This is a genomic window from Mangrovibacter plantisponsor (assembly GCF_003182475.1).
GTDB lineage: Bacteria > Pseudomonadota > Gammaproteobacteria > Enterobacterales > Enterobacteriaceae > Mangrovibacter > Mangrovibacter plantisponsor.
In genome coordinates, this window is sequence record NZ_QGTS01000009.1 from 93,808 (window position 1) to 106,368 (window position 12,561).

General features: G+C 46.7%; 12 protein-coding genes. 8 read left to right on the plus strand and 4 right to left on the minus strand.

Annotated elements, in window-relative coordinates; genetic code table 11:
• Positions 1 to 8: 8 nt before the first annotated feature.
• On the minus strand, positions 9 to 1,346 hold the full coding sequence (locus DES37_RS15615; RefSeq protein WP_110026633.1) for a maltoporin: 1,338 nt from the start codon (positions 1,344 to 1,346) through the stop codon (positions 9 to 11).
• 312 nt (positions 1,347 to 1,658) lie between these two features.
• Positions 1,659 to 2,930: a PTS sugar transporter subunit IIC gene (locus DES37_RS15620; RefSeq protein WP_110026635.1), complete on the minus strand. Its 1,272-nt coding sequence runs from the start codon at positions 2,928 to 2,930 to the stop codon at positions 1,659 to 1,661.
• 178 nt (positions 2,931 to 3,108) lie between these two features.
• Between DES37_RS15620 and DES37_RS15625 the strand changes: the two genes are divergently transcribed.
• From DES37_RS15625 to DES37_RS15650, 6 genes are all read left to right on the plus strand, one after another.
• Complete coding sequence (locus tag DES37_RS15625; protein WP_110026636.1) at positions 3,109 to 3,423, plus strand: PTS sugar transporter subunit IIB; 315 nt, start codon at positions 3,109 to 3,111, stop codon at positions 3,421 to 3,423.
• An 11-nt stretch (positions 3,424 to 3,434) separates the two neighbouring features.
• Positions 3,435 to 4,757 carry a PTS sugar transporter subunit IIC gene (locus tag DES37_RS15630; RefSeq protein ID WP_110026638.1) on the plus strand — a complete coding sequence of 441 codons (1,323 nt, stop codon included), beginning with the start codon at positions 3,435 to 3,437 and terminating at the stop codon, positions 4,755 to 4,757.
• Between the two features lie 21 nt (positions 4,758 to 4,778).
• On the plus strand, positions 4,779 to 5,093 hold the full coding sequence (locus tag DES37_RS15635; protein WP_110026640.1) for a PTS lactose/cellobiose transporter subunit IIA: 315 nt from the start codon (positions 4,779 to 4,781) through the stop codon (positions 5,091 to 5,093).
• Positions 5,094 to 5,147: 54 nt separating this feature from the next.
• Positions 5,148 to 6,047 (plus strand): ROK family protein, encoded by a 900-nt coding sequence (locus DES37_RS15640; protein WP_110026642.1) that lies wholly within the window; start codon positions 5,148 to 5,150, stop codon positions 6,045 to 6,047.
• Between the two features lie 80 nt (positions 6,048 to 6,127).
• Positions 6,128 to 7,090, plus strand: coding sequence for a LacI family DNA-binding transcriptional regulator (locus DES37_RS15645; protein ID WP_110026813.1), 963 nt, complete (start codon positions 6,128 to 6,130; stop codon positions 7,088 to 7,090).
• Positions 7,091 to 7,200: 110 nt separating this feature from the next.
• Complete coding sequence (locus DES37_RS15650; protein ID WP_110026643.1) at positions 7,201 to 7,788, plus strand: SMI1/KNR4 family protein; 588 nt, start codon at positions 7,201 to 7,203, stop codon at positions 7,786 to 7,788.
• 168 nt (positions 7,789 to 7,956) lie between these two features.
• Here the strand turns inward: DES37_RS15650 and DES37_RS15655 are convergent, their stop codons facing one another.
• Positions 7,957 to 8,238: a YjcB family protein gene (locus tag DES37_RS15655; protein ID WP_036116593.1), complete on the minus strand. Its 282-nt coding sequence runs from the start codon at positions 8,236 to 8,238 to the stop codon at positions 7,957 to 7,959.
• A 615-nt stretch (positions 8,239 to 8,853) separates the two neighbouring features.
• Between DES37_RS15655 and DES37_RS15660 the strand changes: the two genes are divergently transcribed.
• The gene (locus tag DES37_RS15660) at positions 8,854 to 10,287 is read left to right on the plus strand and encodes a GGDEF domain-containing protein (RefSeq protein WP_051691537.1); all 1,434 of its coding nucleotides are present in this window, start codon (positions 8,854 to 8,856) and stop codon (positions 10,285 to 10,287) included.
• 343 nt (positions 10,288 to 10,630) lie between these two features.
• Positions 10,631 to 12,220, plus strand: coding sequence for an EAL domain-containing protein (locus DES37_RS15665; protein WP_036116614.1), 1,590 nt, complete (start codon positions 10,631 to 10,633; stop codon positions 12,218 to 12,220).
• 9 nt (positions 12,221 to 12,229) lie between these two features.
• Here the strand turns inward: DES37_RS15665 and soxS are convergent, their stop codons facing one another.
• Positions 12,230 to 12,553: a superoxide response transcriptional regulator SoxS gene (gene soxS / locus DES37_RS15670; RefSeq protein ID WP_036116595.1), complete on the minus strand. Its 324-nt coding sequence runs from the start codon at positions 12,551 to 12,553 to the stop codon at positions 12,230 to 12,232.
• Positions 12,554 to 12,561 lie beyond the last annotated feature (8 nt).

Sequence of the window (12,561 nt, forward strand, 5' to 3'; positions counted from 1 at the left end):
CGTCTTCCTCAGAACCAAACTTCAGCCTGTACACCAAAATTGAGGGTGTCGGTCTTACCGCTGCGGGTATAACCGCCAGCAGAGATCGTGTTGGTATCCCAGTTGTAGGTGCCATCCAGTGCGTCTGAGACGCCTTTGTCCCATTTTGCCCAGGTGGCGAAGAAGCGCAGTTGTGGCCGGGTCCAGAACCCGGAGTCAAACGTCAAGGTAGGAGCAACGGTAATTTTGGTCAGACCCCCTTTGCCTTTACCGCCAACCCCCTTGTAGTTGTCGTCATCGAGATATTCGTATCCCAATTCGTATTGCATAGCGAAATTGCGGGTAATTTGCTGATACGGGCGGATACCGGCAACCCAGCTGGTACGGCCCCAGCCATCGTTGTCACTGCTCCACCAACGGTAATTTTTATCTTTCTGGTAAAACGCGAAGGTCGCGAATTCCCAGTCACCGACAGTTGCGAGATTATCCAGTACCACACGCCAGGATTGTGTGTCGTTCAGGTTTGCCCAACCCCAGCCATTTTTGCCTAAAGAATCACCTGCGGCGAGGCCACGGCCATACTGAAAGACGACACGGGAATAGCCGCCAGTCAGACCGTAAAAACCATCAAAGTTATAAACACCTGTCACACCGTAGCCATGTTGCGCAGCAGTAGGGTGGTTTTCATTACGGTTCATTCGGTGGCCAATCAATTCCAAATCAAACCCTGTACCTGCAATTTTTTTCAGCCAAACATTCAGTGAGTAATCATCTGGATAACCTTGCTCGTTTTTATCTACCGGGAAGGCATCCGTTTCATCTGTCGGAGAAAAGGCATAAATGCCGGCATCCAGTTTGGCAAAGCCCAGGTCCATGCCGTCAAACCCGCCCCCGGTACCGTTATATTGAATATATTCCCAGTCAAACTGGTGGCTTGAGGTGTTGGAACTGCTATAGCGTTTCCCACCCCAGAAAGTGATATCTGGTGCAAAGTCGAGGTTACTCAACTCCACGAATCCTTCACGGAATTGAATACTTTTCCCGTCGTCATCCAGACAGTTCCAGTCCGAAGTACATTTGGACTGATGGGTAAGATTGGCTTTCACCCGGGCCACCACACCAGAGTCAGAGGTCAGTGTTACCTGGGGTAACAGTTCAATTTTGGTATCTTCTTCGTTGCCAAGTCGCCATTTCCCGTCAGGCATTAGCCCCAGAGAATCCGAACGGTTACCATCCGAGTTTGCCAGGATGCCTGAGCGGAGATAGCCATGAAGCGCGAAGTCATACTGCTGTTCTGCGCGTGCGCAGTCACTCATTACCCCAAGGGCAAGTAAGGACAGAGGTATTGATTTAATTAGCTTTATCATGATTTTCCTTTGTCATTTTTATAAATAGCCAGATAACAAGCAGGAAATTTACGAGGATAAAACGGAAATGTATATCCAAATATGGAAAGCGCTTTCCGTATTTGCTGGTGTTCATCACAAAATGAAGCCAGTGAGAATGTTTTTTGTGATTTTTGTCACGAAAGAATGTGAGGACGACGATGGACGCCTTAGAGTCAGGCTGCCAGAAAGGACGAGTTCTCAGAGTGCCAGTTATTAATCGCGTTTAAATTCAATGTATTAATTGAGTTTTGCCCGCCTGAGCGGGCCTGGCTTTAGAAATGTGTCATTTATTCAGCGCTCAGCGGCCATGAGCTGCTTTTCGTATACTTTGAAGAATGGGCGATAAAGCATCCACGCGTTAAATAATGCGAACAAACACATACAAAAATTTTTCCAACTGCCGTTAGCCGACCATGCTGCACCCAGTGGAGAAGGCATTGACCACGGGAGCATGGCGACTGCTCGATCCAGTATGCCAGCTTGAGTTAAATACCAGGCAATACAGGCATTTATTAATGGTACAAAGAGAAACGGTAGCAAAAATACCGGATTCATAATGATGGGAAAGCCAAATAGAATGGGCTCGTTAATATTAAACAACGAAGGTAAAAGGCCTATTTTCCCCACGCTTTTCAGTTGCCTGGAGCGGCTGCGTATTGCCATAAATACCATGGGGAGTGTGGAGCCAATCCCACCAATCAGTAAATAAAAATCCCAGAACCCCTGTAAATAGATATGTGGCAGCATAGCTGTGCCAGAAGCAAGAGCTTGTTGATTTTCAAACAAATAAGTCATCCAGAACGGGTTCATTATTCCGGTGACTATCAGCGCGCCGTGAATCCCGACAAACCATAGTAAGTTACAGATTAATAAGGAGATAAGTACTGCAGTAAGGGTATCGGAAGCAATGATCAGTGGCCTGACAGCTTCGCTGATGAGTTCCGGCAATATCTTTCCGCAAGCCTGCTGTAAAACCGCATTGACGACACTTATGGACAGCATTATCACAAGCAACGGTACCAGTAACTGGAAGCCATTGCGTGTCATGACAGGGACTTCTTCTGGCAAACGGACACACCATCCCTTTTTGTAAAAAAAACGTATAATTTCAATTGAATAAATACTGGAAAATAAGGCGGTAAAAATACCCATACCGCCCAGAAAAACATTGGTTCCGCCATTTTCCCGGAAGCCAATAAACAATAAAAAAGCCAGGCACCCCGTCAGCCCACATAACCGTTCAGGTAAATGATATTGCTTTGCCAGGCTTGCACTGGCACCAAAGGCAACAATCAAGGCAACCAGCCCAATAGTGAGTTCAAAAGTGGGCAGGAGCACCGGACGAACCAGTAAATATAAGGTTCCAGGCCATGAATCCCCCTGAATGGAAACAGGTGGAAACAATAGTGGCACCATTAAACTCCCTGCGATCACGAATGGCATAGCCAGAGCGAAGCTGTCGCGCATCGCGGTGATGTGCTTGCTGCGGGTCAACATATTTGCAAGCGGAGTCAGGCGTTGCTCGATCAAATCGACGATGACATTCATCAAGTGAATGTTCATAACATACCTTTTTTGGATGCGTTAATGTGCCGCGATAATGGCGCACATCCTGGTAAAGTGAAAGAGGCTTCTGGTGATCGTTGTCACAATAAAATAATCCATACTTGGAAAGCGCTTTCCGTTTTAAGTCCGTTGTGGCTATATTCACGTCATCAGAATGACTGGGAGTTAGTTAGCAATGAAAAAGATCATGTTGTGTTGTTCCGCAGGCATGTCCACGAGTCTGTTGGTGAAGAAAATGCTTGAAGATGCGCAAAAACGAAATCTGGAAGTCGAAATAAAAGCTTTTGGTGTGGCCGAGTTCGCGCAGCAGGTAGGAAATTACCAGGTGGTATTACTGGGGCCGCAAGTGAAATACATGCAAGGCGATTTGCAAAAGCAGGCTGACCCTTGGGGTATCCGTGTTGAGCCTATCAATATGATGGACTATGGCATGCAAAAAGGTGGTGCGGTTCTTGATTTTGCCCTTTCCCTAATCGACAACAAAAATTAAAGGGGCGACTTATGAGCACTCTGTACGCGAAATTAATTTCACTCATTGAGCATAAAATTACTCCGATGGCGGGTGCTGTCGGGCAACAGAAATATGTCACCTCTATTCGTGATGGGTTCATTACCGCACTGCCATTTATGATAGTGGGCTCATTTATGTTGGTGTTTATTTTCCCTCCTTTCTCTCCGGATACCTCATGGGGATTTGCCAGAGCCTGGTTGCAGTTCTCGTTGAACCACCGGGAAGCACTGATGCTGCCTTTCCACTTTAGTATGGGCATCATGACGCTGTTCATTGCAGTCGGGATTGCGGCAAGTCTCGCCAAACACCATAACCTGGACCCGCTGACATCAGGCATGTTGTCTTTGATGGCCTTCTTACTGGTGGCAGCGCCACTAAAAGATGGGCAAATAGCAACAGATTACTTATCGGGGCAAGGGATTTTTACGGCAATTCTGGTCGCAATTTATTCTACGGAACTGTACGCCTTCCTGAAACGGCACAATGTCACTATCCGCCTGCCGCCAGAGGTTCCCACTGGGGTGGCGCGTTCTTTTGAGATTCTGATTCCTGTCCTGGCGATAGTGGTGACACTGCATCCGCTGAATCTGTTTATTGAAGCGGAATTAGGCATGATTATTCCTGAAGCTATCATGTCTTTGGTGAAGCCGTTGGTTGCCGCATCAGACACTTTACCTGCCATTTTGCTCTCTGTGTTGGTTTGCCAGGTACTCTGGTTCGCCGGGATTCATGGCGCTCTTATTGTGACGGGCATAATGAACCCATTCTGGATGGCTAATTTATCAGTCAATCAGGCCGCTATGGCTGCTGGCCAGGCTATCCCGCACATTTATGTTCAGGGATTTTGGGATCACTATTTGTTGATTGGTGGCGTCGGTTCCACATTACCATTAGCGTTGATGTTGCTGCGCAGCAAAGCGGTACACTTGCGCACCATTGGCCGTATGGGCGTCGTTCCGGGGGCATTCAATATTAATGAGCCCATTTTATTTGGCGCGCCAATCATCATGAACCCTCTGTTTTTCCTGCCCTTTGTCCTTGTCCCTATGGTTAATGCCACGCTGGCATATTTTGCACTGAAACTTGATCTTGTCAGCAGGGTGGTTTCTATGACGCCGTGGACTACCCCCGCGCCTATTGGTGCCTCCTGGGCTGCGAACTGGACATTCAGTCCGGTAATTATGTGTTTCATCTGTATGGCTATGTCGGCAGTGATGTATTTCCCATTCCTGAAAGCTTATGAAAAACAATTGCTTGATCAGGAAAAAGAGAATTTGGCAGAGCATGGCGATGAAGCGCTGCAGTCTGTATAACGAACAAATCAGGAGTGACTCATGGAATTAGAAGAACAGGTGATGGGCATTATTATCAATGCTGGTCAGTCACGCAGCTTGTGTTACGAAGCGCTGCGTTGCGCAAAAGCAGGGGATTTTTCAGGTGCAGACGGGAAAATGCAGGAAGCGGTGCAATATGCCCGGGAAGCACATCGAGTGCAGACTCAGCTAATTGAAGCGGATGAAGGTGAAGGGAAAACCAGAATGACGTTGGTGATGGTTCATGCTCAGGATCATCTGATGACTTCTATTCTGGCTCAAGAGCTCATTGCTGAACTGATTGATGTTTATCGTTCCAGAGAAGCGAGAAGCTAAGCAGAGATAACTAATGCCGGGAGCCTTACTCCCGGCAAGGAAACCGAGGGCTCTATGTTACATCTTGGTCTGGATATCGGCGGCACAAAGATGGAAGCCGTATTGTTAGATGAACAGGGGAATAGCATTACCTGTGAGCGTCGCCCCACCTGTAAGACCACTTATCATGAGTTTATGCAAGAATTACTGTCGCTGATTGGCTCAATCAGGCAGCGGTCGCCAGTCCCTTTCTCTGTGGGAATAGGGCTACCAGGCGCACTCGATCCTGTTAGCCATGTGATTAAAAACAGTAATTGTCTGGTATTGAATGGGCATGATTTAAAAGCTGATCTATCTCGAGCTCTTCAGCAGCCTGTATGGCTGGCGAATGATGCGGATTGTTTTACTTTATCTGAAGCGGTAGATGGTGCCGGTGCGGGAGCGGGTACAGTTTTTGGCGTCATCATCGGTACCGGGTGTGGCGGAGGAATCGTTGTGAACCGGGCTTTGCTTAGTGGGCCAAATGCAATTGTTGGCGAATGGGGGCATAACCCATTGCCTGGTTATGATGCCATGCAAGATGGTCCAGCGCAGCAGTGTTATTGTGGCAAACTAAATTGTATTGAAACTTTTATCTCCGGTACGGGATTTTCCCGGCGCTTTGGTGCAAATATTACTGCTCCAGAGATTATAAGTTTGGTCAGTGAAGGTGAGCCCGCAGCGGTGGCACACTGGGCTCATTTTATTGGTGCTTTTTCTCGAAGCCTGGCCTCTGTTATCAATATTCTCGACCCCCATGTCATTGTATTAGGTGGTGGGTTGTCTAATGTTGATTTAATTTATGAAACACTGCCGGATTCAGTCGTGCCCTGGCTCTTTTCCGGCACTTGCCGCACGCGTATTGTTAAAGCGAAATACGGAGATTCCAGTGGAGTCAGAGGTGCGGCGTGGTTGCCCACTATGGACATGTCATAAGCAGGCGTTCGCATATGTCTGCGATAAGACAGTTTAGTGCGGGTATGTTAAGCTACACAAAATTCCACACTGAAAACGCCATGCCAACAATAGATGATGTATCGCGTCTTGCGAATGTTTCTAAAGCGACTGTTTCCCGCGTACTTACGGGCACGCGTGGCGTTCGTGAAGAGAGCCGGGTGGCAGTACTCCGTGCTGTCGAGGAGTTAAATTATCGCCCCAGTTTCGCGGCACAAAATCTTGCCAGCCAAAGCTCGAATCATGTTGGTATGGTGATTTCATCTCAGGATGAGAGTCGTGCGTCACGGGTTCTTCCTTTGTTATCCCGTAGTGTGCGGTCTTTGAATAAGAATTTAATGGTGCAGTATGTCAGTGATGCAACCGAGCAGGCTGCGGCTATTGATGAGCTTCAACACCAGTGCGTAGCTGTTATTGTCATGGGCAGTGTTATGCCCGGGCTACCAGAAAATGTCCTTCCCTTTGAATATGCCGGGAACACTCCCAGCGAACATGCTGGCTATGATTTTACCTTTGCGACTGAAAGTGCCTGTCGCTACATAATGAACAAGGGGCATCACAATATCGCATTGTTGGTTGATACCAGCAACGACCCTGCCAGCCAGCAAATGATCGAAGGTTACCGTAATGTCCTGCAGAATTATTCGTTGCCATTTAATCGGCAGTTACTGCTGGAGGCGAATGATGATGTTGAGCAGGCATTACTGACGTTAATTAATAGCTTCAATAAATACAGTGCGATTATTGTAAAGCGGGACAGCTATGCTGCTGAAGCAATGCGTCTGTTACGTGAGTTCAATATTGCCGTTCCTCAGGAGGTTTCACTATTGAGCCTTGAGGATTCGCCACTGGCATCACTACTTTACCCTCCACTGACATGTATCGCCTGGCCACTGGAACAAATGTTGGAAGGTTGTGTTCAGCGTTTGCGTCTTCTGATTGAAGGCCGGCCACTGGTTGCCTGTGATGCTAAAGCCATTTCCGGGCGGCTTGTCCCCCGCCAGTCTGTCGCCAACTTATCCTGACATTCGTCAGCTGCGCAAGTGTTGCTTCATTTATAGCAGCTGGCTGATTGACGCCTTCACCTGGAAAACACAAGATAGCGCTTTGGTTAATTGTGCATCAGGGAGAGGTTATGACGTTGGTTGAGCGCCACCTCGAAAAAGTCAGGTTACATTTGGATGAAGAAAACCAGGAACAGTGGGCTGTGCTGTGCGGTGCAACAGAACAGGCACTTGCGCAACTGGTAAAACGTTACCCACAATGCCCACCTGAATTACAGCAACTGTTAAGTAAAGTTGATGGTACATACTGGAAAAAGTATGGCGGGCAAATGGTCAATTTGCTGTTACTGGCATCCGATGTAGGCGAGGACTTTGGTTACTATCTGCTTTCTTGTGAACAAATGCAGGAAGAACAGCGTTTTGGGGATTCAATTGATGATATTTATGGCGAGTGGCTCGGGCAGGCGGATGTCATTGATGTGGACAGCCGGATTGATACCTCTGTCGCGATGAGTGAACGGTTGTGTTTTGCTCATTGCCTTAATAATGGTGGAACTTCTCGCCTGTATATCGATTTCCACCCGGCAACCGGTGGTACTTGTGGCCAGGTGGTACGCTTTCTGCACGACCCGGACAGTTATATTGTCCTGGCAGATAGCTTTGAGGCGTATATCGCCGGGGTGCTGGAAAGTAATTACGCGTTTGTCAGCGAATATTAACTCACCAGAAAGTGAAATAAAAAGTAGCACCCCGGGGCAACAGAACACGGATGTTTGCTCTTTAGCGGTTTGGTTATGCTATCAGAATAAAATGGTGTGTTTTGCTGTAACGTATTGTTTATTCGCTTTATCCACTATTGCAGAAGGCACTTCAGCTAACTGCTGAACTTAGCTAACCATAACCGGCCATTCCGGGGGCGTATGGCTCATAATATCAACCATTACATCTTTGAAATGTACCCAGAAAATACTTAAATCAACCAGCGATAAGCCCAGTAATGTTGTTGCAAACCAGCAAGATGCTGCCAGACCACAACTGGTGCTTACAAATGCCAGCGCGTAACGTTCGTTACGGCGAAAACGAATATTAAGGGTACTTGCCATAAACATCAGCACAGCGCTGAACAGTGGCCAGCGCATCAGCATTACGCTCGTTGTTAGAGTAGCCATGAAAACAATCCTCAGTATTTCTGTGGCTTTCTGTGGCTGGTTTTGATGACGTCGGCCTTGAGAAAGCGCAGTGACATTGCAGGTGATGAAGCAATCTTTAACTCATTTTTGTGAACTATATCACATTTGTTGTTTTATTCACCAGTTGACGATGATAATTTTTTAAAAAAATGTACGGATGTTTTATGTGATTATTTTATAAAGGGAAAATACTAGCGTGGTTTGTGGTCGTTGGAAAATTTGCCAGGAATAATCCTGGGTGTGGCTAATTATATAAATAAAATCAGTTGATTATAAATATCACTATGTTGCCTGCACCGCCTGATGTTATTTACAGCAGAACCAGGCTGACTTATTATGGCGCAAGTGATTATTAACTGCGCTTGTATGCCAGTGTATTGATTACTAATACTTTTTCATGACTTATTACACTGTGTTATATCACGGTGGGTTTTTTCAGACCCTGTGTCACCTTTGGTATTGATTGTTATTGTTATATTTTTTGGCGCATCACACTGTATACAGATCTATTTTTAGTCTGCATTTATAACGCAATGCGATAGCGTTGTTCAGTTAATTTTATTCGAATTCATATAGTTATGTGAATAATTCTAAATGAAAAATGATAATGCTGAGCACCATATACAGACACCTGATTCAATATTGAATGCCCTGGCCGGGGTGCTTCCGGTTATTCTTGAAAGCGCCTCTCTCGAACAGGTTATTGATGCTTTTACTCATGCACTTGGTGCGAGCCTGGGGTGGGTCGCTCTTATTGAGCAAGAAGCACAAAGTCTTAATGTCCTGGTGAGTGGTTGTTGTCCTTGCCAGGAGCAGGATGTTTACCAGATGCTTGCGGACCAACGCCTGCAGGCGTGCGGGTGGAACACTGTGGTTTGGGAAAGTGGGGTCGGTAAGCATTTCTTTTCCCGGTCTGAGAGTAACTTGTGTGCCCTTGAATCTGCTGTATTAGGTAAACTTCGACACCAAAATGGTGATGTCGCTGGTTATTTTTTTCTCGCTTTCCCCCACCAATCTTATTCGCAAAAAGTACTCCGTAATCTTGCAGCTATTATTTCCGGAGCAATAAAAGAATATCTAATTAAGCATTCTGTTAATTCGCTTCTGCTAAACGAGACGCAAAAGATAGTTTCACAATACACCACCCTTTTTTCGAATGCGCCAATATTAATAAATTCATTTAGTGCAGATAATCGCTGCATATTATGGAACGGGGAATGCCAGCGATTATTTGGCTGGAGCCGGGATGAATTAAATCGCTTTCCGGATCCACTGGCACTTTTTTATCCCGACCTGACAGTTCGTGAACGCGTTCGGGCCTCGGTAACCACGGTGCCAGGGGATAAAATGCAGGAATGGTACCCAATTGATAAAAACGGGCGCGTATTAACCACCTTGTGGTCAAATATTTTATTGCCGGATCATTCTATTTTGAATATTGGTGTGGATATTACTGCACGTAAACGTGAAGAGCAGCGTCTGGCGCGTAAAGCCATTACTGATGAGCTCACTCAGTGCCTCAACCGGGCGGGCATTCTTGCGCAACTCAATGAGATTCTGCTGCGCAACAGCCACCTTGTGATTCAGAATGGTATGTCGGTGGTTATGTTTGATCTGGATTATTTTAAAAGCATTAATGACCGCTGGGGGCATTCAGTCGGTGATATTGCCCTGTCGTTTTTTGGCCGGGAATTGCAGGCTCATCCTCTACCTGGCATGGTTACCGGCCGCCTTGGCGGAGAAGAGTTTTTGGCGATTTTCCCGGCAGCTGATAGCCAGCAGGCATGGCGTTTTATTGAGCAATTTCGCCAGCGCCTTGCCAACAGCCAGGTGGTTCCAGGCTACCATGATCTGCGTATTTCTTTCAGTGCGGGTATTCTTTCTTTACGTTCTGGCGAAGTCATGCCTGCCAGTGAAGTATTAAAACAAGTGGATGAAGCGCTGTATGGTGCGAAACGCAATGGTCGCGGTATGTCTGTTATCGTTGGGGGTTCACCGCAGTGGATAGCGAAAACATCGATAAATTAAGATTTATCTTAATTGTGTGATGTAAATATGCTGTTTTTTAACTGATTTATGCGATGTTCCAGCTGTTATTTACCTTATGTCCCGCTTTTGCTATGCGTAGCGTTCTATGACCAAGGTTTTTCCGTCGTTAGCGTATTTCTCAGCCAATATTTGTAATTGATTATCAAAACACCAAATCACTTTATTTATAGCGTTAATTTATGACGAATGGCGACTGTTTCTCTGAAATTTAAGAAAATTAAAGGTATTCCCTATTGCTAATTTTTAGGGATTCATGCAACGTAAACGTCTATTTTTACTGATTCTCATTACCAGGTGCTATAACCGCGCTTATGAGGCATCTATGACTCTCCAGCCGTGGAAGAAAACGTTGCGAATAATCGGCGTTTTGCTGATAGTCATGCTACCAATTGTCTTTGCAATCTGGTTCGCGAGAATCCGTGCTGAAAATGATACGCAACAGCACTTGCAGGCATTTGCCTCTATGGTTCTCGAAAAAAGTGAAAGCGTGATTAGCCATGTGAACGATGTTCGCGAAGATGCCAGCCGTTTTCGCGGGATCCCTTGTTCGCCTGCACATCAGGTGAGTATGCTTACCAGCCTGCGAACCTCCATGGATGTGGAGGAGCTGATTTACGCGCATAACGATGACCTGCTCTGTTCGACGTTCTTACGCCCGTCGCTCCCTTTTTACCTGGGGGCTCCGGATTATTCGCGTGAAGGTGATGTCGCTATCTATTATTTTCGCGATACCCCATTTTTCTCCGGCCACAAAATGGTTTACATGCGCAAAGGGAATTATGTTGCGGTGGTGAACCCTCTGGCGTTTGGTAACGTTATAACCAACGACAAATCAATGCAGTGGGGGATTTTCGATACCCGCACAATGCACTTTTTCTCTTTGGGCCCAGGTGTTGACGCACAGGATTTGTCCGGGTTAATTCGGCATGGCAATTCGATGTTTCGCGCCAACCAGCGTTTTTACAGCATAAGCAATGCCAAACGCCCCATAGCTGTCATTGTATCAACCTCAGATGACCTGTTTTACAGTTTCTGGTCTCACCAAATGACTGTAACTGTGCCGTTGGGGGTAATCTTGAGTTTGCTTATCTTTATGGGATGGTCACGGGCGCAGCGGGAGCTTAATTCTCCCCGTCGTTTGTTGATGAATGCCATGAAGAAAAAACAGTTCCACCTGCATTATCAACCAATTGTCGATATTAAGCTTGGCCGGTGTGTTGGCGCGGAAGCGCTACTGCGCTGGCATGGTTATTCAGGCCCGCTGATGAGCCCGGCAGTGTTTATACCTGTGGCGGAGCGGGAAGGGCTGATGTCTCACCTGACTGAATATGTCATTGATTATGTCTTTGACGACCTGGGTGAGTACCTGGCAAAAACTCCGGATATTTATATTTCCATCAACCTGTCTGCCACGGATTTTCATTCCCCGTATTTGATTGACTGGATTTCTGATAAAGCACATCAGTTCGGTGTGAAAACCGGGCAAATCAAGATTGAAGTGACTGAGCGTGGTTTTATTGATGTCGCGAAAACGACGCCGGTTATCCAGGCCTTTCGGGCCGCAGGTTTTGAAGTGGCAATTGATGACTTTGGTACCGGCTATTCTAACCTGCAAAACCTCTATTCACTGAACGTGGATATTCTCAAAATTGATAAGTCTTTCATTGATACGCTGGTTGGGCCGAATACCAGCCATTTGATTGCGGAGCATATCATTGAAATGGCACACAGCCTGCAACTCAAAACGATTGCGGAAGGTGTTGAGAACATGGAACAGGTTGCCTGGTTACTTAAGCGGGGTGTGCAATACTGCCAGGGCTGGTATTTTGCCCGGGCAATGCCTTCCGATGAGTTTGAGGCCTGGCTTGCCCGAAAAACCGTGTTCCCCGGCAAGCCGCACTGGGTCTTTTAATGCTACCTGTCAGGCCTGTAACCGGTAGTCAGTTGGCGTTCTGTCAAACTGGCGGCGGAAAATGCGTGAAAAGGTCTGTTGAGATACATAGCCATAGTCCATGGCGATGTCGAAAATAGGGCGTTCAGTTGTGCGTAACGCCTCTGCAGCCATATTCAGCCTGCGCTGGCGGATATAATCACCCAGCGTTTGGTGCATGACTCCCCGAAACATCCGTTGTAAATACCACTTCGAATAGCCCGATTTCTGCGCCACAACATCAATGTTTAAAGGCTGATCAATATGTTCATCAATCCACTCAACCAGCGTCTGGATAATATCCTGATGTGACATAAGACTCC